General features: G+C 47.2%; 30 protein-coding genes and 2 tRNA genes. 24 read left to right on the top strand and 8 right to left on the bottom strand.

The annotated features are described in order from the left end of the window. Nucleotides 1–220 precede the first annotated feature (220 nt). The 17 genes from FN001_RS13615 (at nt 221) to FN001_RS13540 (ending at nt 12,364) form a co-directional block, all read left to right on the top strand. A complete protein-coding gene (locus FN001_RS13615; protein ID WP_142412211.1) occupies nt 221–811 on the top strand; it encodes a phage scaffolding protein in 591 nt (196 codons plus the stop codon). A gap of 3 nt (nt 812–814) precedes the next feature. Continuing rightward, the gene (locus tag FN001_RS13610) at nt 815–1,771 is read left to right on the top strand and encodes a major capsid protein (RefSeq protein WP_142412210.1); all 957 of its coding nucleotides are present in this window, start codon (nt 815–817) and stop codon (nt 1,769–1,771) included. Nucleotides 1,772–1,782: 11 nt separating this feature from the next. Beyond that, complete coding sequence (locus FN001_RS13605) at nt 1,783–2,022, top strand: hypothetical protein (protein ID WP_142412209.1); 240 nt, start codon at nt 1,783–1,785, stop codon at nt 2,020–2,022. Between the two features lies 1 nt (nt 2,023). Further along, on the top strand, nt 2,024–2,410 hold the full coding sequence (locus FN001_RS13600; protein WP_142412208.1) for a head-tail connector protein: 387 nt from the start codon (nt 2,024–2,026) through the stop codon (nt 2,408–2,410). A 4-nt stretch (nt 2,411–2,414) separates the two neighbouring features. Then, complete coding sequence (locus FN001_RS13595) at nt 2,415–2,753, top strand: hypothetical protein (protein WP_142412207.1); 339 nt, start codon at nt 2,415–2,417, stop codon at nt 2,751–2,753. Further along, nucleotides 2,753–3,133 carry a hypothetical protein gene (locus FN001_RS13590; RefSeq protein WP_142412206.1) on the top strand — a complete coding sequence of 127 codons (381 nt, stop codon included), beginning with the start codon at nt 2,753–2,755 and terminating at the stop codon, nt 3,131–3,133. The genes FN001_RS13595 and FN001_RS13590 overlap by 1 nt, the downstream gene beginning before the upstream one ends. Then, the gene (locus FN001_RS13585; protein WP_142412205.1) at nt 3,133–3,537 is read left to right on the top strand and encodes a phage tail terminator protein; all 405 of its coding nucleotides are present in this window, start codon (nt 3,133–3,135) and stop codon (nt 3,535–3,537) included. The genes FN001_RS13590 and FN001_RS13585 overlap by 1 nt, the downstream gene beginning before the upstream one ends. A gap of 10 nt (nt 3,538–3,547) precedes the next feature. After that, nucleotides 3,548–4,003 carry a phage tail tube protein gene (locus tag FN001_RS13580; RefSeq protein WP_142412204.1) on the top strand — a complete coding sequence of 152 codons (456 nt, stop codon included), beginning with the start codon at nt 3,548–3,550 and terminating at the stop codon, nt 4,001–4,003. Between the two features lie 12 nt (nt 4,004–4,015). Further along, nucleotides 4,016–4,312 (top strand): hypothetical protein, encoded by a 297-nt coding sequence (locus FN001_RS13575; protein ID WP_142412203.1) that lies wholly within the window; start codon nt 4,016–4,018, stop codon nt 4,310–4,312. Then, nucleotides 4,287–4,652: a Gp15 family bacteriophage protein gene (locus FN001_RS13570; RefSeq protein ID WP_142412202.1), complete on the top strand. Its 366-nt coding sequence runs from the start codon at nt 4,287–4,289 to the stop codon at nt 4,650–4,652. The genes FN001_RS13575 and FN001_RS13570 overlap by 26 nt, the downstream gene beginning before the upstream one ends. A 185-nt stretch (nt 4,653–4,837) precedes the next feature. Beyond that, nucleotides 4,838–7,933: a phage tail protein gene (locus FN001_RS13565; RefSeq protein ID WP_142412201.1), complete on the top strand. Its 3,096-nt coding sequence runs from the start codon at nt 4,838–4,840 to the stop codon at nt 7,931–7,933. 12 nt (nt 7,934–7,945) lie between these two features. Continuing rightward, a complete protein-coding gene (locus FN001_RS13560; RefSeq protein WP_142412200.1) occupies nt 7,946–8,323 on the top strand; it encodes a hypothetical protein in 378 nt (125 codons plus the stop codon). Then, the gene (locus FN001_RS13555; RefSeq protein WP_142412199.1) at nt 8,323–10,554 is read left to right on the top strand and encodes a hypothetical protein; all 2,232 of its coding nucleotides are present in this window, start codon (nt 8,323–8,325) and stop codon (nt 10,552–10,554) included. The genes FN001_RS13560 and FN001_RS13555 overlap by 1 nt, the downstream gene beginning before the upstream one ends. Continuing rightward, nucleotides 10,538–10,942, top strand: a complete 405-nt coding sequence (locus FN001_RS13550; RefSeq protein WP_142412198.1) for a hypothetical protein — start codon at nt 10,538–10,540, stop codon at nt 10,940–10,942. The genes FN001_RS13555 and FN001_RS13550 overlap by 17 nt, the downstream gene beginning before the upstream one ends. Next, nucleotides 10,936–11,373, top strand: a complete 438-nt coding sequence (locus FN001_RS13545) for a hypothetical protein (RefSeq protein WP_142412197.1) — start codon at nt 10,936–10,938, stop codon at nt 11,371–11,373. Before FN001_RS13550 ends, FN001_RS13545 begins: the two co-directional genes overlap by 7 nt. A 2-nt stretch (nt 11,374–11,375) precedes the next feature. Then, complete coding sequence (locus FN001_RS18175) at nt 11,376–11,531, top strand: hypothetical protein (protein ID WP_185911941.1); 156 nt, start codon at nt 11,376–11,378, stop codon at nt 11,529–11,531. Further along, nucleotides 11,528–12,364 (top strand): pyocin knob domain-containing protein, encoded by an 837-nt coding sequence (locus tag FN001_RS13540; RefSeq protein ID WP_142412196.1) that lies wholly within the window; start codon nt 11,528–11,530, stop codon nt 12,362–12,364. The genes FN001_RS18175 and FN001_RS13540 overlap by 4 nt, the downstream gene beginning before the upstream one ends. Here FN001_RS13540 and FN001_RS13535 read toward each other — a convergent pair. Then, a complete protein-coding gene (locus FN001_RS13535; protein WP_142412195.1) occupies nt 12,361–12,948 on the bottom strand; it encodes a hypothetical protein in 588 nt (195 codons plus the stop codon). The genes FN001_RS13540 and FN001_RS13535 overlap by 4 nt on opposite strands. Nucleotides 12,949–13,136: 188 nt before the next feature. Between FN001_RS13535 and FN001_RS13530 the strand changes: the two genes are divergently transcribed. The 5 genes from FN001_RS13530 to FN001_RS13515 all read left to right on the top strand — a co-directional run bounded on the left by FN001_RS13530 (nt 13,137) and on the right by FN001_RS13515 (nt 16,250). Further along, entirely contained in the window at nt 13,137–13,535 is a 399-nt protein-coding gene (locus tag FN001_RS13530) for a hypothetical protein (protein WP_142412194.1), read from the top strand. After that, nucleotides 13,535–13,651, top strand: coding sequence for a CD1375 family protein (locus FN001_RS18635; protein WP_279230972.1), 117 nt, complete (start codon nt 13,535–13,537; stop codon nt 13,649–13,651). The genes FN001_RS13530 and FN001_RS18635 overlap by 1 nt, the downstream gene beginning before the upstream one ends. Nucleotides 13,652–13,654: 3 nt before the next feature. After that, nucleotides 13,655–14,917, top strand: a complete 1,263-nt coding sequence (locus FN001_RS13525; protein ID WP_142412193.1) for a fibronectin type III domain-containing protein — start codon at nt 13,655–13,657, stop codon at nt 14,915–14,917. A 24-nt stretch (nt 14,918–14,941) separates the two neighbouring features. Next, nucleotides 14,942–15,409 carry a phage holin family protein gene (locus FN001_RS13520; RefSeq protein WP_142412192.1) on the top strand — a complete coding sequence of 156 codons (468 nt, stop codon included), beginning with the start codon at nt 14,942–14,944 and terminating at the stop codon, nt 15,407–15,409. Between the two features lie 67 nt (nt 15,410–15,476). Beyond that, entirely contained in the window at nt 15,477–16,250 is a 774-nt protein-coding gene (locus FN001_RS13515) for a M15 family metallopeptidase (protein ID WP_142412191.1), read from the top strand. 790 nt (nt 16,251–17,040) lie between these two features. Here the strand turns inward: FN001_RS13515 and FN001_RS13505 are convergent. Then, nucleotides 17,041–17,589: a hypothetical protein gene (locus FN001_RS13505; protein WP_142412189.1), complete on the bottom strand. Its 549-nt coding sequence runs from the start codon at nt 17,587–17,589 to the stop codon at nt 17,041–17,043. 138 nt (nt 17,590–17,727) lie between these two features. Between FN001_RS13505 and FN001_RS13500 the strand changes: the two genes are divergently transcribed. Then, complete coding sequence (locus tag FN001_RS13500; RefSeq protein ID WP_486463524.1) at nt 17,728–18,291, top strand: manganese catalase family protein; 564 nt, start codon at nt 17,728–17,730, stop codon at nt 18,289–18,291. Nucleotides 18,292–18,375: 84 nt separating this feature from the next. On the opposite strand, the gene FN001_RS13495 is transcribed toward FN001_RS13500, so the two are convergent. The 6 genes from FN001_RS13495 to FN001_RS13470 all read right to left on the bottom strand — a co-directional run bounded on the left by FN001_RS13495 (nt 18,376) and on the right by FN001_RS13470 (nt 21,530). After that, on the bottom strand, nt 18,376–18,546 hold the full coding sequence (locus FN001_RS13495; RefSeq protein ID WP_021903995.1) for a DUF1540 domain-containing protein: 171 nt from the start codon (nt 18,544–18,546) through the stop codon (nt 18,376–18,378). A 123-nt stretch (nt 18,547–18,669) separates the two neighbouring features. Next, nucleotides 18,670–19,086 (bottom strand): CBS domain-containing protein, encoded by a 417-nt coding sequence (locus FN001_RS13490; RefSeq protein ID WP_118530560.1) that lies wholly within the window; start codon nt 19,084–19,086, stop codon nt 18,670–18,672. An 11-nt stretch (nt 19,087–19,097) separates the two neighbouring features. Further along, nucleotides 19,098–19,691: a lactate utilization protein gene (locus tag FN001_RS13485; RefSeq protein WP_142412187.1), complete on the bottom strand. Its 594-nt coding sequence runs from the start codon at nt 19,689–19,691 to the stop codon at nt 19,098–19,100. A 440-nt stretch (nt 19,692–20,131) separates the two neighbouring features. After that, nucleotides 20,132–20,203: transfer RNA gene (locus FN001_RS13480), tRNA-Glu, on the bottom strand. 4 nt (nt 20,204–20,207) lie between these two features. Continuing rightward, nucleotides 20,208–20,281: transfer RNA gene (locus FN001_RS13475), tRNA-Pro, on the bottom strand. A 349-nt stretch (nt 20,282–20,630) separates the two neighbouring features. Further along, nucleotides 20,631–21,530, bottom strand: a complete 900-nt coding sequence (locus tag FN001_RS13470) for a LysR family transcriptional regulator (protein ID WP_142412186.1) — start codon at nt 21,528–21,530, stop codon at nt 20,631–20,633. Nucleotides 21,531–21,912: 382 nt separating this feature from the next. Here FN001_RS13470 and FN001_RS13465 point away from each other — a divergent pair, with 382 nt between their 5' ends. Continuing rightward, the gene (locus tag FN001_RS13465; RefSeq protein WP_142412185.1) at nt 21,913–22,875 is read left to right on the top strand and encodes a hydroxyacid dehydrogenase; all 963 of its coding nucleotides are present in this window, start codon (nt 21,913–21,915) and stop codon (nt 22,873–22,875) included. Nucleotides 22,876–23,448 lie beyond the last annotated feature (573 nt).

Here is a 23,448-nt window from a genome sequence, read left to right as displayed (position 1 = left end):
TTTCGAGCGAGCTCGATACCAGAATAATATTTTCCCTGGACGGTTGGAGCTGTCTTGCAGGCAGATCGGAGTAGTTTGCGGGACCGTTTTGAAAGATACATAAGCTTCACCTCACACAATCATATATGAAGAGTATAACACGCAGAAACAAATGCGTGTTATTTTTATGCGTAAAACATGTCCGGAATGACGTAAAACTACCAGAAAGGAGAGCTTGAGAATGACACAGGAACAGTTTGAAGCCCTTGGCATTGAAAAAAGCCTTGCCAAGAAAGCCGCAGATGAGTCAAAAAAAGAGCTGGAAAACTATGTGACAAAAGAGACATACGATGCTTCCGAGCAGAAATGCAAACAGCTGGAGACCGCGGCACAGGATCACGAGAAACAGCTGGAGACATTAAAGGCATCTGCGGGGGATAACGAGAAGCTGAAGCAGCAGATCGCTGATCTTCAGAATCAGAACAAGAAACAGGACGAGGACAACCAGAAAGCCATGAAGGATCTGAAGATGACTTATGCGATCCGTATGGCAGTGTCTGCATCTGCGCAGGACAGTGATCTGGTAGCTGGTCTTGTGGACCGCAATAAGCTGATTCTGGGAGATGATGGAAAGGTAACCGGTCTGGACGAACAGATCAAGAGCTTAAAGGAGAGCAAACCGTTTCTCTTTAGACAGGAAAAGCCGAATGAAAAGAAAGGCTTTTTCCGGTTAGGCGGAAAAGAAACAACTGAAGGCAACAGTGATACACACCTTAGCATGAAGGAAGCAATCGCTGCACAGCTTAAACTTGGAACAGAGGGAAAGGAGTAATTTATGGCAATTACATTAGAAGAAGCAAAAAAGAATGTGCAGGATGACCTGCAGTTAGGAGTTATCGATGAGTTCCAGAAATCGAACTGGATTCTGGAGCATATCCCGTTTGATGATGCAGTATCCCCGACCGGAGGCGGTGCGACTCCGAGTTATTCCTATACACGTTTAAAGACACAGCCTACAGCAGATTTCCGTGAGATCAATAAGGAATACACACCGTCAGAGGTTACCAGAGAGCGCCATACGGTTGAAATCAAGGTGTTTGGTGGTTCTTATGAGATTGACCGTGTGATTGCAAGCATGGGTGGTATCGTCAGTGAAGTAGAACTTCAGCAGGCTCAGAAAATCAAAGCAGCGCAGGCCCTGTTTAATGATACTTTCATTAACGGAGACAGCGGTGTGAATACAAAAGCGTTCGATGGACTGGACAAAGCACTGACCGGAAGCGATACAGAATACAATAAGGGCGGTACGATCGACCTGTCCACATCTGAGCTTATCACAAAGAATTTCCAGAATTTCCTTGATATGCTGGATGAATTCCTGACTGGTCTTGATGGAACCCCGTCCTTCATCGCTGGAAATACGAAGATGATCGCAAAGCTGAGAGCGTGTGCGAGACGTGCAAGCATGTACTCCGTGACAAATGACAACTGGGGCAATCAGGTTGAGAGCTATGGAAATATCCCGTTTGTAGATATGAAGGCAAAGCCTGGAACAAATGATGATGTTATTGCCACAGATAGTGCTGAAGGAACCACCTCTTTATTTGCTGCTCGTCTTGCTATGGATGGTTTGCATGCAGTTTCCTTTGCGGGAGTTTCCCCGGTGCAGACATGGCTTCCGGACTTCTCCACTGCTGGAGCGGTAAAGAAGGGCGAGGTAGAGATGAATGCCGCGTTGGCTCTGAAGGCGTCCAAGGCAGCAGGTGTATTCCGTGGAATCAAGGTAAAATAGGAGGAACGGATATGAAAATCTATAGTCCGAATAAAGAATACACTGGTGTTTCAGCGTCGGTGCCGTTTTGCAATGGAATGGGAGAGACAGAAGATCCTTATCTGATCAAATGGTTCAAAGATCATGGGTATAAGGTCGATGAAGAAAGCAACGCAGAGCAGAAAGGTGAGGAAACAGCAGAGATTCCGGCAGACGTAGAAGCATCTGTCACCGTAACTGGGAAGGCAGCCAAGAAGAAGGCGGGGCAGTGATATGGCATATGAGCCGTACGCAAGCAAAGAATATTATCAGAACGAATATCAAGGCAACATCGTGCCGGAGGACAAGCTTTTAAAAGCTCTCCGGCAGGCCAGCCGACACATTGATTCCCTGACCTTCAACCGGATTGCAGGTCAGGGATTTTCTAATCTTTCAAGGTTTCAGCAGGAGCTGATCCGGGAAGTAACCTGTCAGCAGGCTGATTTTGAAACAGAAAATGCAGATGAAATCGACACGATCCTGCAGAGCTATGCAATTAATGGTGTATCGGCACAGTTTGGCTCCTCATGGAACGTGATCACGGAGCAGGGAGTTGCCATGAAGCGCGATGTGTACGCTCTGTTGTGTCAGACGGGGCTGTGCTGCCGGTTAGCGAGGTGAGACGATGAAATACCCATCTTTGGTACCGAAACGGCTGTGCAAGACACCTGTGCACGTCCATCTGGAATCTGAGGAGCTCAATAACCTCGGAGAACCGAAGCATCTGTTCGATGCAGATTTGATGTGCAACTTCCAGGACCGTGCGAAGACGATCCTGACAGCTGAGAAGAAGCTGGTGCAGATCACGGGAAGCGCACTGTTCCCGGGAGACATCGCCCCGGATATGCCGACATTAAGTGGTGGGACCCTGACGGTATTTGGCGCAGAGCGCCGGATCGAGCAGGGCTGCAAGAACAGGAACCCGGATGGAACGGTGAACTTCTGCAGTATGGAGGTGGTCTGATGGAAGTGAGATCAACGGTAAAGTTAAATTGGCCGCGGATCCAGCAGCTGTCGGAGGCGGCGGTGACGGCGTTAGAGCAGACAGCAGAGGCATTGCACACGGAAGTTGTGCAGGCACAGGTTATGCCGTTCGATACAGGACATCTGGAAGAGGACGCGACGTTCGTAGATTACAGTGAGTCTGCAAATGGGAGGGTATCCATCGTATCCAGTACGCCGTATGCGCGCCGCCTCTACTATCATCCGGAATATCACTTCCAAAAGACGGAAAACCCAAATGCTGGAGGAAAGTGGTTTACACCGTGGCTTCCAGGTGGAGACAAGGCAGACTTTGCACAGAATGCCTTCAAGAGATTCTATAAGAAAGCAGGTGGTGTCTGATGCTGACATTACCGGAGATCCGGCAATGGATCGCTGAGCTGGGAATTGCGGAAGATGAGAACGTCTATATCGGCAAGCTGGACAATAAGAAACAGAAGTCGGTCGGCGTATACGGCCGTGAATCCAGCGGTCCGCCGCATACCGCACTGGGCGGTCTGGAACATACGACCTATAATACCAGACCGATCTCTCTGCTGGTCCATTGGACTAAGAGCAAGGGAGAGAGCGAAAAGGCGGCATATGGATTATTTAACAAGTTAAGAGAGATAACCAGTCTGACCATCGGAGAGACTCCGATCAGATATCTCTGCCTGATGGTGCCGGAACCTCAGGACGTGGGGACGGATGACAGCGGGATATATGAGTATGTGATCTGGCTGGATCTCATCTATCAGAGAAAGTGAGGACGAAAAAATGGCTGATACAGTAGGAAAAGTGTACCCGGTACACAACAATATTTTTAAATTCGGCACCAAAGGACAGGAGAGTCTGGACGAAAACATGGCGATGCCGTCAGACCTTGAGAACTTCTCTCCCTCCATTGATGGCACTGTGGAAGAGTGGTACGCAATGGATGCAGCCGGTTGGGCGAAAGCCGCAATGACTGGAAAAAAGCTGAGCTTTAGCTTTAAAGGCAAGAGATCCGTGGGAGATGCAGGAAACGATTATATTGCAGGACTTGCATGGAAGTTCGGACAGGACGTTATGACAAAATTCGAATGGACAATGGTCTCCGGTGCAAAGCTTTCCGGCATCGTGGTGATCAACGTCACGACTCCGGGCGGCGGCGATACTACAAATCTGGATACGTTGGAGTTTGAGGCGGTATTCTATGGAAAACCGACATTCACGGCGGCAGCAACATTATAAGGAGGAGTGAAGATGGCAAAAGTAGTAGATATTACAAATAAGCTGGAATTTGATGGAAACCCGAAGCTGAAGATCAAGGATAAGGAGATCGATGTGAACGCGGATGCGCCGACCATGTTAAAGGTCATGAACTTGGTGGGGGACGATCCGACACCGAAAGAGGTCATCACACTGTATAATCTCGTGTTCCCTGAGGAATCCAGAAAAGTACTGGATGACATGAAGCTGAATTTTGCAGACCTTATCACCGTGGTAGAAGCGGCGGTAAGCGTCATTTCAGGAGATACAGACACATCGGGAGAGCACTGACCCGTACTACGACCTGTTTGAGGACTGGGATCTGATCATTTCCAGTTTTCTCTCGCAGTACGGGTTGAGAATCCGAACAAAAGAATTTGAGACGGTATCCTGGGATGAGTTTAAGTCGCTGCTGGCCGGGCTGTCCCCGGATACCGCTTTGGGGCGTGTAGTAGCCATCCGATCCGAGACGGATAAGGAAGTGATCAAGCATTTCACGACGGATCAGCGCCGTATTTACGATGCATGGCGGGATCGTAAGGCCGATAATATGACGGAAAAGAACTATGACCGTGAGATGGCTGCTCTGGAGCAGATAATGGCTCAGATGTTTGGAGGCGGTAAAAATTGAAAAAGTAAAGCAGGAGAAAGTCCGGTGCCCATACTGTGGGCATCCGGTCAATGCAAATCGATCCGAGGACGCCGAATGCAGAGGTGTCTTTTTTAAGTGCAAGAATAAAGACTGTAAAAAAATATTTGAATTAAGAATCTAAGACGCTGTGCCGATGTGCCTGTCTTAAAAGGCAGGTGATAGGTATGGCGGCTGACAGTGTTGGTCAGATCGGGCTGGATCTGGTCGTCAATAAAGGAACATTTGAGAAGCAGATGACAGGGATCCAGGCACTTGCAAAGAAAGCAGGTGCCTCCCTGGCAGCCGCGTTCGCTGTAAAGAAGATTGTAGATTTTGGAGCAAAGTGCGTTGAACTCGGATCCGACCTTGCGGAGGTCCAGAACGTCGTCGACGTTGTGTTCCCGCGAATGAATCAGAAGATCAATGAGTTTGCAAAGAATTCCGCAGCTCAGTTTGGACTGTCGGAGACGATGGCGAAGCAGTTCACAGGAACCTTCGGGGCTATGGCGAAGGCATTTGGATTCGGTGAGCAGCAGGCGTACGAAATGGGAACGACGCTGACCGGTCTGGCGGGAGATGTAGCGTCTTTCTACAATATCAGTCAGGATGAAGCGTACACAAAGCTGAAATCGGTATTTACCGGCGAGACGGAGAGCCTGAAGGATCTGGGCATCGTCATGACGCAAACCGCATTAGACAGCTATGCTCTGGCAAATGGATTCGGCAAGACGACGGCGAAGATGTCCGAGGCTGAAAAGGTTGCCCTGCGGTATAAATTTGTGCAGGATCAGCTGACCTCTGCGGCCGGAGACTTTTCGAGAACTTCCGATGGATGGGCAAACCAGGTAAGAATCCTCAAATTACAATTTGATAGCCTGAGGGCAACGATCGGACAGGGATTGATCAATGTTCTTTCTCCGGTGCTCAAAGTGATCAACACGATCATTGGCAAATTGATGACTCTGGCAAATGCATTCAAGGCGTTTACAGAGCTGATCTCCGGAAAGAAATCCTCTGGTGGAGGAGTCTCTGCGGCGGCAGCAGGAATGGAAGCGGTTGCCGCCGCATCAGACAAAGCCGGATCCGCAGCATCCGGAGCCGGAACTGCGGCAAAGAAGGCTGCCAAGGACATGAAAGGTATGTCCACGGGAATCGATGAGCTGAACATTATCAATCCTTCGGATAGTTCTGGAAGCGGAGGCTCTGGCAGTGGAGCTGGGGACTATGGAGCCGAGGATATCGACATGGGATCCCTGGCAAAAGGAACCGATGAGATCGACAGCCGTCTGGACAATATCCAGAAGAAGATCAATGAACTTCGGCAGTCCTTTATGAATGGATTCTGGAGTGGGTTCGGTGATACAGCAGTCTTTGATGATGTTCAGAGATCTGTCGATGGGATCCGGGAGTCCGTTAAGAATATTTTTGGTGATCCGGCGGTAAAGCGGTCCGCGGATGAGTTTGCGACCACTGCGGCGAACAGCCTTGGAAAGATAGCCGGATCATTCGGATCTATCGGGATGTCGATTGCGGACAACCTTCTCGGGGGATTAGATCGGTATCTTCAGCAAAATACGGATCGAATCCGTGGATATATCGTTTCCATGTTTGATATTGGTGGCGATATTGCAGGAATAGCCGGGAATCTGTCGGCAGCAGTGGCTGAAATTTTTACAGTATTACGGAGTGGATCCGGGAAGCAGATCACGGCGGATCTCATTGGAATTTTTTCTGATGCATTTATGGGCGTTACTGCATTAGCAGGATCGTTCGGGCGTGATATTTTAGATCTTATTGCGACACCGATCATAAACAATCAGGAGAAAATCAAAGCAGCTTTCCAGGGCATTCTGGACGTGGTGCAGACCGTTACATCTGCAATCAGAACGACCTTTGCGGGCTTAATTGATTCGGTACAGAAAAAATATGATGAAAGTATCAGCCCACTCTTACAAAGCTTCAGAGATGGCATCTCGAAGCTTGCAGAGGTATTCCTGGACACATTCCAGGCGAATATTCTCCCGGTACTTCAGAATGCCGCAGATCGCTTCGCAGACTTTACTACATCGACCTTACAGCCGTTGATCGATAAGTTCCTGGAGTTTGCTGGAAAAGTAACCGAGTGCATTCAGCAGGTGTGGGAGAAAGTGCTTCAGCCGTTCCTGGCGTGGTTTATTGCGAATGTAGCGCCGAAGATTGCAAGTCACCTTGGAAAGGCGATCGATGCATTCTTTAATTTTCTCACAAATGTTGGAAAAGTGATCAGCGGAGTTCTGGATTTCCTCAACGGTCTCCTGGATTTCCTGTTAGGAGTATTTACTCTGGACTGGGAAAGGGCATGGAGCGGTGTAAAACAGATGCTGTCGGGTGCCTGGACGGCAATGAAGGCCTTGGTAACGACCGTGTTCGAGGCGATACGGTCTGTTATCGAACTGATATTAGACAGAATCAAGAATAAGTGGACGCTCACATGGAACGCGGTAAAAGCATTTGGGGAGACCTGCTGGAATGCGATAAAAGCTCTGGTAGAGAGCATCTTCACTGCAATCAGCAATAAGATTGCAGAAGCCTGGAACGCTGTAAAAGCAAAGACCGAGCAGATCTGGACCGGAATCCGCACCACGATATCGACTATTACTGATGGAATCCGGGATAAGATCACGGCGATCATGACGGCGATCAAGTCTGGAATTAGTACGGCACTGGATGGTATCAAGGAGAAGTGGAATGGTGTTTGGTCCGGGCTGAAGGAGAAGACTATCAGTATCTTCGACGGTATCTGGTCTGGAATCCGCGGTGCGATCAACAATATTCTTTCCGGTGTCGAGAAGATGGCAAACGGAGTCGTTAAGGGCGTCAACAAAATGATAGATGCTCTTAACAATCTGAGTTTTGATATACCGGACTGGGTGCCGGGAATCGGCGGAGAGAGCTTTGGACTTGATATTCCTACCATGTCCACGGTAAAACTCCCGAGACTGGCGCAGGGCGGCTTTGTGCGGGCAAATACACCGCAGCTTGCAATGATCGGTGATAACCGGCATTACGGCGAGATCGTAGCGCCGGAGGACCGCATGCAGGCGATGGTAGACCGCGCCGTGGCACTTGCATCCGGAAATAATATGAGCGACCAGTATCTGGCACTTATGGTAGATCTACTGAAGCAAATCATTAACCTCATCGAGGCGATGGACCTGACGGTCAAGATTGATGTGCGGGATATCAAGAAGAAACTGACGGAGCTGGATAAGAGGACCGGCTACACACTGAAAACGACATAAGGAGGCGGGAGCATGGCAGTGATTACGATCAACGGGCGGGAATTTCCCGCCCCCGATGTTGGAGCAAATCTTGTAGTGGCAACGAATGTCTCAGACGGAAAGAATGCCCTGGGAGAGTTCGTGGGGCAGAAAGTCGGAAGAGATCAGCATAAAGTGGATGGCTTGCAGTGGAAGTTTCTGGATGCTGAGACGTGGGCCGCAATGCTGCAGGAGTTCGATAAGTTTGTGGTGACAGCGAAGATCCCGGATATGGTACATAATGGGTTCCAGACGATCCGGATGTACCCAGGAAACCGAACGGCCACGCCGATCGAGTTTGATGCGGACGGGCTTCCGACCAGGTACCAGGACTGTAAAGTGAATATTATCGATTGCGGGGTGATCGAATAATGCAGTCAGCAAGCAACGCATATAAGGAACACATGAAGGGAAGCTTCCGGCAGCAGGGGTACATTCGTGTATCGATTGGACTCATTAACCAGGAAGCGCAGTCCTCAGCATACGTGCCGGATCACGACAATTATACCTACTACAGCAGTTTTAAAATGCCGCTTGATAACTATAAAGTGGAAGAACTGTACGCAACATGCGATCAGGACTATAGCGCTGTGGACGGCAGTATGTACTTCCTTCCCCGTACAAGGGCGGATGTGGTGTTGAACCAGGGACTTGTGAGTGAATCCCTTCTCGGTCCCATCGAGATCCGGCTCCCGGAGCTCCATGATATCAAAGGAGTCACGATTGACTTTGGAAAAGCCTATCCGGTCGATTTTATGATCGAATCAGATAATCACACTGTTACGGTAACAGGAAACACTGCAGCGGCGTTCACTACAGATGAGCTGTTTATCGGAGCGACGTACCTGAGATTTACTCCATCAAAAATGGTAAATGGACAGAGCCGGTTCCGGATCCAGCAGATCACGCTGGGAATCGGAATCTACTTCGGGAATCGCGAGATTCTATCGGCTACGAAAAAAGAGCATATCAGCCCGATTATGGAGGAACTACCGACGTTGGACATGGATCTGACGATCGACAACAAGAATCGTGCCTGGGACATTGAAAATTCGGAATCAGCAGTGAACTATCTTGAAATTGGGCAGGAGATCACGGTCTTATACGGTCAGACATTGGATGATGGATCTATAGAATGGATGCCGGGAGCCACAGCGTACCTTCGGGAGTGGTCGGCGGACGATGAAGAAATGAGTTTCACTGCATCGGACCGATTTGAAGACCTTACGGGGACGTATTATGGCGGGATCCTTCATCCGGAGGGTATCAGCCTGTACGACTTAGCGGTCGATGTGCTGGATGATGCCGGAGTGGATCGGCGTGATTACTGGCTGGACACTTACTTGAAGGATATCATGGTAGAAAATCCCATGCCTGCGGTATCTCACCGAGAGGCCTTGCAACTGATTGCGAACGCTGGGAGATGTCTTCTCTATCAGGATCGAACAGGAAAGATTTTCATGGGCTCAAGCTTCAATCCGGATGCCACAGCAAAATCGGATAATGAGACTTATTACAGCAACGCAGCCGGAGTCCTTCAGAGAGGATACAGGAGAGCCTATGCATCACCGGCGCGGGACTATACGGATGTAAGATCAACAAGATACTTTTTGCCCCGCCAGGCTTCGGAAGAAATCAGCACGGGCTACATCTCAGAACAGGTGGCAGGAGCAGATGGCACCTTCACGGAAAATCCATCTTTGGAGATCGATATGGAAGCAGGATACAAGTGCTTTGGGATCACGCTCGAATTTGGACAGAATTCCCCGAAGCAGATGATCTTCCATACATATCTGGCAGGAGTGCCGCAGGAGTCTTATACCGTTTCAAGGCTGGATGAGACGATCACCATAAACCATGAATTCCCAGAATTTGATCAGATGATCATGGAGTTCACCGAGGGAACCCCGTATAACCGTGTGATCCTCGACAATGTAATTTTCGGAGACAGCACCGATTACGAATTCCAGTACGGCGCAGAGCTGACGAAGACGCCGAAAGGCACACAGCTGGCAAAAGTACGGGAGCTACAGGTGGTGCGTACAATTTACGGTCCGAGCAGTGAAGCGGCGAAGGAACTCACTCGGGAAACGATTGCGGTGTCCGCACTGGATAACCGGTATACATTTTACTTTTCGAACGCTTCATATGACATCACATGTGAGATCACAAACGCACAGGAGGGGCAGACGGCGAAGATTGTAGAATCTGGGTGCTACTTTGCTACTGTGGAGCTTTCAGGGGTAGCAGGAGCCTGTGAGATCGTTGTATCGGGAAAAGAATACATGACTTCCCAGGCGAAAGTGAGCCGACAGCTTGGTACCACAGGATCCGTAGAAACCTGGGAGAATCCACTGGTATCTGATATTGTACATGCCGCAGATCTGGCGGACTGGATCGGGGACTACATGAAGGCGGACCGGGAATATGATCTGAGCTATCGTGGGGATCCGCGGCTTGACGCGAACGATCTGGCATATCTGGAAAACAAATATGTATCAGGGCTGTTGCTCCGAATTTACGAGCATACGCTGAATTTTAACGGAGCATTCTCCGGATCAGTAAAGGCAAGGAGGGAAATGGGATATGTGGCAGACTCCTAAGACAGATTGGAAGGCCAGTGACTTCATGAATATCGAGGATTATAACCGGATCAAGAATAATCTGAATGAACTCCGGGATATGTCCAGAGAATTGTGGAAAGAGTTTCCTTTTGAGGAGATGGGTGAGGATAAGACGTATACAGATTACGGATTTTACGCCGATGAGATCAACCGGTTTGAGGCGAATGTGGACCATATCTGTGCAGGAACATACCCGTTTGATGTGGGAGTGCGGAAAAACTATCAGGATAACCAGCCGTTCATCACATGGGAGGAGCTGAACCGGATCGAGTCGGCATGCCTCATCATGCACAATAATTTCACTGGAGCACTTGCGGGAAGAAAGTCTCTGGCATTCACGTTGGGAGGAGGTGATTTCAGATGTTAAAGACTGATTACAAGGATGATCTCTTTGAGGGAGAACGGAAATATAAAATGACAACGGATACGGAAGGGAAGGTTACATTAAAGGATGCGACCACGTACACCCAGAAAGGTACGAGCTTCGGAGCACTGGATATGAATAATACCAACACGGCAGTAAACAGGCTGTATGGGGAGAAATCAGTGACGCTGACGGAGGCAGGATGGACAAGTACACCGCCGTATGCGCAAACAATTAAGGTTGAAGGAATGCTGGATACGGACCGCCCATTTATTGAGTGTGCGGCTGATATAACATCAAAAGCAGAGAAGACAAGGCTTAGAAAAGAATGGGACAAAGTGGATCGGATTGTAACAGAAGAAGGGCAGTTTACGGCGTACTGTAATTTCGAAAAACCATCCATGGATCTGCCTCTGAAGATTAAGGGGGCATAGGAATGTGGACCATAATTGGAGGAATCCTTGCGACGGCCAGTCGGATTGATGAAGGTGGCGGAGATAAGGATCTGAATATCTATCTTACGGACAATGCAGGGGTTCAGCTGGTGGACAATGATGGAGTTTACTTGACCTGCGGAAAGGAGACAGAATGAGCGAAACAAAGACAAAAAACCTGTGTACGGTACCGGCCGCAGATCTGACGGACAGCCAGTATTTTATTGCTGAAGACGGCGGAGAACTGAAACGTATACCGAAGGCGCAGGTGGTGCTTAAAAAGTTGGAGAATATGCTTGCAACGGATACGGAGAATCTGGCAGGAGGTGGAGAGGTCACTGCTCAGGAGCTTCTTGATGCGCTTGCAGAACAGGTCGCGAACAAGCTGCTGGCGAAATCTCAGGTGGTCAATAATCTTCTGGCTACGGTGGAAGGAAATCCGCTGGATGCCACACAGGGGAAGGCGCTGAAGGATCTGATTGATACGACTAATAATAATTTGAGTAAAAGAATCGGTATTGTCGGATATAAAGGCGGATGGTTAGCTGATGCGTCATCTGAAAACAACAGGATTTTTGTTTTAAATTTTGATTCTGATAAAGGACAGGACCAAATGATTGTTTTCAAAGATCGTATTAGTGTTACATTGCGTCGAGATGGCGTCTGGCAAGAACAATACAAAGTAGCTACATTAAATGATTTATGGCCACAAAGTTCAGGCACTGAAATTATTGCCGGAACAGATATGCAAACAATAACAACTCCAGGACATTACTATTGCACAGATAATAGTACAGCTGTTTCTTTAAAAAATTGCCCGTTATCAGATGCTTTTACACTCGTCGTCTATAGGTCTGCTGGTGGATCAGCTGAAAATATTTATTACATAGCACAAGAGTATACTTCTTATCTTTGCAATAGGCGTGTTATTCAAACATATAACAAGGATAGCAAAAAATGGACAACACATGAAATTCAATTCAAATCCTAAACAGGGATGAAAACAAAACTGTATCTTGTTAGCGATGTATTATTGCCGACAACTGAGCAGTTGCCCTTTACCGAAACTGTCAACTCCTGATCTTTTGAAAAACGGTTCATAACAAATATATTTATGACTTCGTCGTTTTGAACAGTTCCGTCCCACTGGTGTTCTCCCTGAACATAAGCATTATTCACCATATAATAAAACCATGTCTTCTGTTCAGAAGATTTACACCATAATTTCCATGTTAAAATTGCGATACAGTTAAAAGGAATGGTTATACTTGCGTCATTTAATAAAGTTGTGCCAGATGGTGATAATGTTTGCGTAGATTTTAAATATTGTTCAACAAATTTAATCCCTGACTTAGAAATGTAATTAGATAGCATTGACGTCGTTGCAAGCCGATACTGTTCCTGCCATACATTATTTCTCAAAATGGTAACAGCCGCTGTGTCCTTTAAGAGCAATAATTGATTTATTGTTCCATCACTAAAACGCATAGACAACGTGCCAAATCGTTCATCAGGGGAATCATTCAAGAGATCGGCAGATGCAATATTGTCTCCAACTAATAATCTCTTACTCAAATTATTATTAACATACCATTTTCCCGGGGCCGGGGATATGGTGATGATTTTGTTGATGTCAACAAAACGATGCTTAAGCCCAGTACCATTTCGGTGATTACACCGTGATGGTTCTTTTTATTTACCCGTAGACAAGCCCATTCCAGGGCTATTTTTATGCCCATAAGGAAGGGCAGAAAGGAGTTCATATGAACAAAGATAAACTGATCCTAAAGGATGGCTCTGCCATCGAACTGGAGGCGGGAGCTTCCCTCACAGCGTTGCAGGTAATCTGCCAGTCTGCTGCTGATGTGATCACGTTATGGAAAAGACTTACTCAGGAGAACCTTCAGGAGGTTACTGTGAAGAATGGTGCAGATCTCATTGTCGGCGTTTATTCTGGAATGGTTCTTACGGAACCTCATATTCAGGCTACAGAACAGGAAGATGGCACTGTGAAGGTTCTCTTCGGTTTACGGGAGAAAACTGCCGAAGAGAAGCGTCTGGATGCCTTGGAAGAGGGACAGGCGACGCAGGATGGAGCTATCAAAGATCTTGGAGAAGCGACGAGTGACCTTGCAGAGCAGATGGAAGGGGTGGCGGAATAATGGCGAGATTTTATGGTATGCGTATCAAGGCAGGAGAAATGAAACTTGAAGATGTTCCGAAGCTTTGGAGACAAAAGACAGAGAAGTGGCTTCAGGAGAACTCGAAGGAGGGATAAAAAGTGGCAGACGCGTATTTAATTAAGCAGGGAGCCGCCGGATCAGATGAGTGCACAGCCAATCGTAAACATGTTCTTGCCCCGTATACAGCTATCACAGGAGATTCTGGAGACGATCCAACAACAGGAACAATGTTAGATCAGTCTGGCTGGAAAAAGACCTTAGCAGCAGGAGAGTCTGTAACGGTTCCGGGAGGATATCACGATGGAAAGGGAACCGTAACGGCAAAAGACCTTGCAAGCCAGACCGGTGGAACCGCGGCAGACTCAGACATAAGAAAAGGCAAGACAGCGGTGGTTAATGGTAAAACGATTACAGGAACACAGGAAGATCGCGGCGCATGGTCCAGTACGGGACTTTTAGCAGGGCAGTCTGTTACCATTCCAGCTGGAATACATAATGGATCAGGCAAAATCATCGCGGCGAGCTTGGCAAGCCAGACTGCCGGAGCAACTGTAAAACCTGAAGAAGTACCAAAAGGAAAGACCTACTGGGCAAACGGAGTATTAGAAACGGGAAAAGGGGAAACTCAATCAGCAATATCTTTTAGTGCGGCCGCTCTCTCTCATAACACGATCCGTATTAGCTGGAAAAATCCAACAAGCTGGCCGTGGGAAGGGATATTTATTCAAATGAGCACATCAGGAACTCCGGGAGCGAGCGGCGGAACAAGAGTGTATACAGGGGCAGGAAATAACCCTCATGAAAAAGGTGGAAGTAACTATGTAGATATTACAGGATTAGAACCGGTGACAAAGTATTACTTTTCATGTGTGAATTTCTACACAGGATGGCCAAATGGAACGCAGGTCAATATAGATGCGACAACTACTCATGTATATTTATATAACAGGGGAACGAACTTTGCGGAGATCGCTCTCAGCGATGAGTATGTACATAGCGGCACTACATATGTGGGAACCGAGTCTATTGTGTATGGCACAAAATTGTCATCGGGGACATTTGTAACAAAAGGCAAATGGGATCTGAGCCAGTATTCGAAAGTTATTGTAAAATTCAAGGCTACAGATGCACAATATGGGCATAATTATAATTTTTATTTCAGCATGTTCGCAAAGCCAAATTCGACTTTCACCAGTGTTGCATCTGGAGGAGTAGCGTGGACGGGAGAGGAACAAACGCTTGAAATGTCGATAAAACAGAAGACGAACGACATTCTGTATTTTGGTGCACGAAATTCAAACAGTTTGAATGGAACGTCTGGAGGCATACAGGCAGAAATCTATGAGATTTGGTTAGAATAAATTTAAAGAAAGAGAGTGGTAATCATGACAAAAACCTTCATTGATCGCTACAATGCTGTGGCTGGCTCAGTAGTGATGATTCTGACACTGATTTTTGGAACATACTGGTATGTGTTTGCAGGATATTTGCTTTGCAATATTCTGGACTGGCTTACTGGATGGTACAAGTCAAGAAGACTTGGGAAGGAAAGTAGCAAAGCGGGACTTAAAGGAGCAGTAAAGAAAGTAGGATATTGGATCATCATTGCGGTTGCATTTTTGATCCCGGCACTGTTTATCCATCTCGGGAAAGACCTCATGGGAATTGATCTGGGATTCTTGGTGCTACTTGGCTGGTTTACGCTGGCTTCGTTGCTTGTCAATGAGATCCGCAGCATCCTGGAAAATCTCGTGGAATGCGGATATAATGTGCCGGAGTTCTTGATCCGTGGTCTGGCGGTGACGGAAAAGCTAATTCATGCAGGGGTAACTATTCCAGAAGATCATGATTAGTTGCACCGGTGCAACTTCCCGGGAGGATGCCTCCGGGGCTTTTTGTTTTAAAGGAAAGGAAATGTTTATGAGAGATATTACGTTATGCCATCCGCGGCTCCAGACACTGGCCGCAGAGCTGATCAAAGAGTGCGCGAAGCAGGGGCTGCAGATTAAGATAAGTGAGACGCTACGCACCACGGCGGAGCAGGATGCCCTGTATGCTCAGGGACGCACAAAGCCAGGAAAGAGAGTAACAAATGCTCCAGGATCATCGTTCAGCTCTTATCACCAGTGGGGAACGGCCTTTGATATTTATCGAGCTGATGGGAAGGACGCTTTTTACGATAACGATGGATTTTTCGGCAAGGTCGGCGCGATCGGGATATCCATCGGCCTGGAGTGGGGAGGAAATTGGAAGTCTATCCCGGATAAACCCCATTTCCAGCTCCCAGACTGGGGCAGCAGTACCAGTGGAATCAAAAAGAAATTTAGGACCCCGGAAGAGTTCATGAAGACATGGCCAAAGGAAGAGAAAAAGACCGTCATCGCAGGATGGCAGCATGATGCAAACGGCTGGTGGTGGCAGAATGCTGATGGCAGTTATCCAAAGAATAAATGGGAAGAGCTGGAGTGGAATGGAGAAAAGCACTGGTATTACTTCGGGTCAGCAGGGTATATGCTTCACGACGATTGGAAACAGTCTGAGGGAAGATGGTATTATCTCGGATCTGATGGGGCGATGCTCACCAGCTGCATACAGGTGATTGGAAAAGAAGTATTTGCATTTGGCCAGGATGGTGGTATGCTGGAGGGCGAGATGCAGGTGAGGACAAATGATAGAGGAGCGATCATCTTGTAAAGGGGCGAAGGCGGTCTCCTGCGTAAGCAAGAGCCGCCTCCTTAAATGGTGATGGAAAATACCGAAGATAAAAACAACGATTACACAACCTCGACAATATAAACGATAATTTTTAGATTTTGTGACCGCTTTTAAAAAAAATAATAATTTGAGTAACAAATTTATAAATGTTTCCGATAAAGGGTACACTCAGCTGTCTCAGCTCATGGACGTTGGTGCATGGAGTAAGTCGTTTGTGTTTGAGATCCCATACACATCTCCAATCGNGTCAGATGAAAATAATAATTTGAGTAACAAATTTATAAATGTTTCCGATAAAGGGTACACTCAGCTGTCTCAGCTCATGGACGTTGGTGCATGGAGTAAGTCGTTTGTGTTTGAGATCCCATACACATCTCCAATCGCTCCTGCAACCAACAATACTGTTGGTATTGCCGAACGGGGAATGCTCCATGCATTTGATTATAGCGGCAAACATTTTTACTGTAATGATTCCTCGAAGGGCTGGCAAGCATCTCCATACGCGTTAAAGAGTGATTTGTTTTCACGCAACTGGATTACTAATCCAAATACTTGTACTACGCCGTTTTCTGTTGTAAACGGATGGAGTCATGATCTTGTAAATGTTCCTGATGACGCAAAAAACACTTGGAATAGCTTACAAACTACCTGGCTTTATCCTACAGATATCGGTGATTTGACAAAAGTGAGATTACAAATTCTTATAACAGGTAATAATACTGTGCACACGAGGATGTATGAAAACGGTAACTTCGAAAACTGGTCATAATTATGCCCAGTCGGACCAAGCACTATTGATGTACAGTCGAGTAAATATCCCGCCACCTTTCTCAATAATAAGTGCTTGCATATGGTTACTTGTTAAATTTCCTGTGCTGCTTGGTCCGTACTCCCATATGTTCAATAAGATTGAATACTTCCCCTTTGCGGCATCAGGAACATTAGTAATCGCAGAGTGCCATCCATTTACAAGACAAAATGGAACAGTACAAGTATTTGGATTTGTTATAGACCCTGAGCTAAACAAATCACTCTTTAAAGCAAGTGGATTCCATTTTATAGAATTCGAACCATTGTTTTGACCGATCATCACTGGCGATCCATCTCCACCTATTGCTAAAGCTCCACCACGCCAATCCGAGCTTTTCCATATAATGATTTCTGCGCCTTCATACTGTTGTGATAAGCCAAGTTCTTGCCCTACTTTGGTATTTCCATTTATGCTAAACCACACAGTCGATCCGTTCGGAATTGCTGTATAGATAGCGTTTGTTCCATCCGTTCCATTATAAGAATAACCGATATTGCACTTACTCAAATTATTATTTTTTAAATATCATAGGTTTCAGCCATGAGGTCCAGGCGAATGAGCCGGAATATTTTTTTACCAGAAAGTCTTATTTTTAGGCACTTCTCAACACTCTTGTCTTGAAAGATCCAGACATGCTAACAGCCAATATATTATCATAGGTTTCTGCATTTCGGTGGACCTGACGGCGAGATGGGTGCGTCCATGCGCTATCTCTCCCAGCGCTACTCAATGCCGTATGGGGAGCAGAAAGCGGTTCTGACGGATATCGGAACGGAGGAGCTCGCCCATCTGGAGATCGTCGCGGCGATCGTTCACCAGCTCACGAGAAACTTAACAGCGGAGGAGCTGGAAGCGCAGGGATTCGGCCCGTACTATATCGACCATGCCACAGGGATCTGGCCCCAGGCAGCCGGCGGCGTGCCGTTTAATGCCTGCGAATTCCAGTCGAAAGGTGATCCGATCACCGATCTGTTCGAGGACCTTGCTGCGGAACAGAAAGCCCGGAGCACCTACGACAACATCCTTCGTGTCGTGACAGATCCCGATGTCTGTGAACCGATCCGTTTCTTAAGGAAGCGCGAGATCGTCCATTTCCAGCGCTTCGGAGAAGCACTCCGCGGCCTCCAGGACCGGCTCGATTCCAGAAATTTCTATGCGTTCAATCCGAGCTTCGATCCGGCACCGGTGAGGGCAGGAAATTCACGGTAGAAGAATAGAAAAAGAGATCCCGTTCCTTTTCCATAAAATTTATGGGAGGAAGGGATCTCTTTTCTCGTCAAGGGTCAGACAGGACTACATCTTGCACTGGAAGGAATCACAGTCGGTACATTCCTTTTTTGTAGGATTGAGCTCATGCGTTCCTACATGGATGCGGTCTAAGGTGCAGTAATCCACATTTTCCGCATGATGCACGCAGTTATGGATCGAGCACTGGATGCTGTCGTTCTTTTCCTGATTCATCATTTCTCACCACCTTTTTCTGGGATGGTATCAGTATAACCGGACGGCAGAAAATGATGCTGGAAGAAAATGACAGGAATTTATGCGACAGTCTGGAAAAAGCCATTTGAACCGGAATCCAATAACTTAAGCATTTCCTGTTTTCTTATAGGAACCGGAAAAATATTTCATGATATCACGTCTCGTGATAATTCCGATAAAGGATTTATTGTCATCGAGTACCGGGACAAAGTTCTGCTGCATCGCCTTGTCCAGCAGATCTTCCATTTTCGCACCGGCGTTTACCGGGCTGTTGTCCTGACGGCGCTTTACTTCCATGATGGAGATCAGCTCCATATCCTTTAAACTCTGGTTCATATGGCTCTTCATGTACCAGAGCAGATCACCTTCCGTCAGCGTTCCGGCATACCGTCCTTGTTTCGTAAGGATCGGCAGGGCGGAGTAGCGGTGCGCTTCCATCAGGTCGATCGCTTCTCTCAGGTTCGCATCAGAATAGATAAATGCCACATCACTCTTTGGTGTCAGAAAAAACAGAATATTCATGTGTCTCTCCTTTAATATCCAAGATCTTCGTTGATAAATACCATTTCAACTTCCATTCCGGTACAGGGGCGTTCTAAGATCAGGATCGCGTTACAGATCCTCTCCGGACTGTTGCAGTCATAGCACTTTTTGTCATCGGACACGACGCAAGGAGTCTTCTTGTTAAAACGCGCCGCGTTCTTTGGACAGGCGATATTTCGCGCGCGATCCATTGCGGAGGACAGATCCGGCGCGATTTTATTTTTCCCGATCACATAGTATACTCGTTTCGGTCCAAATAAGCTCTCGGAAAGACGGTTTCCGGTCCCGTCGATGTTGATGATCTGGCCAGTCGCGGCAGCGGAGTTGGCACTCAGGATATATACGGTGGAATCTTTCGCCTTGATCCTTGCATCCGGTCCCTGTTCCCAGTGCCAGATCACTTCGTTGTCTTTTCCGAGGATCTCAAAGAGATTCATCTCTTTTGCGGTGATAGAGCCGCCAAAGCCGACCTTCTCGCCCTTGATCTGGTTACTCAGATAAGCGGCAGCTTCCTCCTTTGTCTCGAAATATGATGTATGAAAACGATGGTTTTCAAAGTTCTTTTTTAATACTGCGTAATCCATAAGTTCTCGATGTTCCTCCTTCGGGTACAGGCGGCAGCCGCCGCCGGGTCAGTGGCGCAAAAACCGGTCCAAAAGAAGCAGCGGATCAGCTTTTTCTTGCGTAAATAGAGTCATGATACTTCACCATGACTCGTCTATTGACATTATAGCATAAATTGTAACAAAAAGAGGGAAGAAAACATGAATTATTTGTGAAAAAAATTGAAATAAGTCATAGCGTATGGAAATAGGTTTCGGTCTGGAGCTCTTTGGATGGGTGATTTTGATATCATATTGACATTTAAAAAAATAGAATATGATGTAGGCAGCTAAGAAATGTGGTGAACTTTTCTCATGCGACGCAAAAACCCCAGAGGCTGCCACCTCTGGGGTTTTCTTGTATTAATGAAAACTATGATAGACATAAAAAAAGAAGCTGTATGGAATTCCATACAGCTTCATGACCTGTCCGGGAATCGAACCCGGGTTTACGCCGTGAGAGGGCGTCGTCTTGACCGCTTGACCAACAGGCCGGAATCGAGGCGACAAGATTCGAACTTGCGACCTCTGCGTCCCGAACGCAGCGCTCTACCAAACTGAGCCACGCCTCGATGTCTTTAAGGCTTTTTGTTTTGTGCTGTTCACCAGCGACTCGTATATAATAGCATGACCTTGAAAAAAATGCAAGCGTTTTTTTGAAAAAATTTCAATTTTTTGAAAAAAAGTTATTTCGGAGAATCTTCCGGGTTCGGGGAAATCCCAACAAAGCCTTATTTTATAAGGAAAAACAGCGATTGAAGAGCATTGGCATCGCGTCTTACAATCAGGAAGAAAAATCCCCGGAAAGTTCACAGAAACCGAAAAAATGAAAAGAAACATGAAAATTCAATTCAAAAAAAGTTGAAAAACTCTCACCGCTTTCGTGATATTCCGCGATAAGTCAGGCAAACAGATAGGAAATCATAATTTCTCGATCCACTGGTTTTCCTCTACCAGCTCGCGCAGTTCCCTCAGGCAGATCCCGATCGGGGAGTCCGGCATCACATCCTGATCTTTCCGGTAGATCGCATAGCAAGTCCTCGACGGCGGCGGATCCAGCAGGGGGATCACATGAAGCGCTTCCGGATGTACGAACATACTGAAGACCGAAGACGGAACGATCGCCCAGTAATCGGTATCCTTCAAAAGAAATTCTACCATCGCGGTCTGGTCCAGGTCGATATGGGGCGGGATCGCGGTCCCGAACCAGTAATCATGCCAGTCATTGTACTCGAGAGACCAGACAAAGTGGAGCTCTCTGGCGGGATTCAGCTCCTGCGGGGAGATCGGCGCATCCGGAATCGGAAAATTCGTCCCGCCGACAAGGACCATGTTCTCGCGGAAGACAGGGAGAAGCTCCAGATCCTTTCTGTGAAGGTTCCGATGGACAAAGCCGATATCATAGCTGTGGTCGGAGATGCTCTGGTAGATGATATGGGTTTTGCCGGTGAAGATCTTTAAGGAGAGCGGCGGTGTCATGGAAGAGAGGCGCTTGTACAGGGGCTGGAAGAGATGGGCGTTCAGACTCCCGACCGTGTGGATCGACAGGGAACGCATGTCTTCCATATAGCGGACATGGGAACTTTCCTGAAAAAGAGCGTCCATCTTGACGGCGATCTCGTAGAACCCGCGTCCGCTCGCGGTGAGTGTAAGGTTTCGCTGTCCCTGTTTGCGGAGAAAGAGCGTGGTCCCGAGTTCGGCCTCCAGGGCTTTTAATTGCTGGCTGAGAGCCGGCTGCGTCACGAAGAGGTGGCCGGCGGCCTGGTTTAGGGAACCGGTCTTTGCGATCGTCAGGAACATGCGGATATCATTCTGGTTCATGAGGCAGGTCTCCTTTCCAATATATCGACTGCTGAGATTCCAATATCTGACAGTCGGTCGTTGATTTTTCTTTCTGAAAATATGTGCATGAAAAATATGGCAGAGGTTTGAGACAGGTAAACAGTCTGCAGGTAGGCAGCCATACCTTATAAAATATTAGCGTTCGCTTATATTTTATATCAAAATCCAAACTTATTCAAGAAAATAACTATATGATACAATCGTGCTATCAAAAGAAAAGGTTACAGCTCACAGACATGGAAAAAGGAAACGGCGGATCATCAATCCATGCAGGGAATGCCGGTGAGAGGTAACAGTAAAAAACGGAAAAGCGTATCGCTCCCACACAGGAGCAAAGAAAAAACTCAAGGGGGAAATTATTATGGCATACAGAATTTTATTACCGCAGCCGATCATGGAATCCGGAAGAAAGTATCTCGAAGAAAAAGGTTATGAGATCATTGATGGGGAAGGTTTCACGGAGGATGACATCATCCGCCAGATCCCGGGATGCGATGCGATGATTGTGAGAACTGCGAAAATCACAAAGAAGATCCTGGATGCAGCCGATTCTTTAAAGGTGATCGCAAGACATGGCGCAGGTTTTGACGGCGTGGATTTAAAGGCAGCTGAGGAGAAGAACGTCATGGTCCTCTATGCGCCGACGGCAAACAGCAATTCTGTTGCGGAGACAGCGATTTTCTATATGTTATATTGTTCCAGGAACTTTAAGAAGGTTCAGGCGCTCTATAAGACCGACTACATGACTGCAAAGATGAAGATCGAGAAACATGAACTTGGCGGAAAGACACTGGGACTTATAGGCGTCGGAAACATTGGTGGACGTGTGGCGAAAAAGGCGGTATTCGGATTTGATATGAAGGTCATCGCTTTTGACCCATACGCAAAAGAACTTCCGGATTATATCCAGAGAGTGGAATCCAGGGAAGAAGTATTTAAGAACGCAGATTACGTTTCGCTCCATATTCCTGCAACACCGGAGACGGAGAAAAGTGTCGGCGCGAAGGAATTTGACCTCATGAAGCCAACCGCTTACCTGATCAACACCTCCCGCGGTGCGGTTGTCGATGAGGAAGCGCTGATCGAGGCGTTAAAGGCTGGAAAGATTGCGGGAGCCGGACTTGATGTTCTCACAAAAGAGCCGCTGGATCCGGAAAATCCGCTGCTCTCCATGGACAATGTCCTCACAGCCCCGCATATCGGCGGAGCGACGAAGGAGGCGTCATCGAGATCTTCTCTTGTATGTGCGGAGGGGATCGATGATTTCCTCTCCGGCAGACGGCCGAAGTATCCGGTGCCGCTGATGAGAGCGAAGTTGATATAAAAACCCTCAATACCCCACAAAAGGAAAAGGCGTGTGAAGAAATGAGAAATCATTTTGGGCACGTCTTTTCCTTCATTCAAAAAGACTGCCGCATTTCCGATCCTGCGGCAGCCTTAAAAGAGGGGATTTATATTGTAAATGTTTTTAAAATAAAAGGGAGGGACCGGCAGAATACTCTGCCGGTCAAGTATGAAAAAGTATATTTTGTTCCAGGCTTGCTGTCCTGTTACGCTTTATAGGATACTGGAAAAATGTGTCGAAATATTGTGTTTGATGTGAAAAAATTGTGAAATCGCTGTAGGATAGAATGCTCACCTGGAAGGAAGCTCCTTTTTTCGGGCATGAGTTTTCTGGAGTGGAAATTCCGGAGAGAAAGAAGGCGGGGAGGATCGTGCAGATCAAGACTGATAAATTTATAACAATTTCTCCCCCCAAAACAGTTGCAGGAACGTTCTAATTGGTATAAAATATAGATGTTTCTGCGATGATAGTACCAATATCAAAGCGTTAGACGGAAAGCTCCGTTCTGACCGCAGAAAATGATTGCATTTATAAAGAAGGCAGGAAGCTTCC

The sequence above is a fragment of the Clostridium sp. Marseille-P7770 genome (assembly GCF_902143525.1).
Lineage (GTDB): Bacteria > Bacillota > Clostridia > Lachnospirales > Lachnospiraceae > Pilosibacter.
Note: the sequence above shows the minus strand (reverse complement) of the source record. Positions and strands in the feature narration are given on the sequence as shown.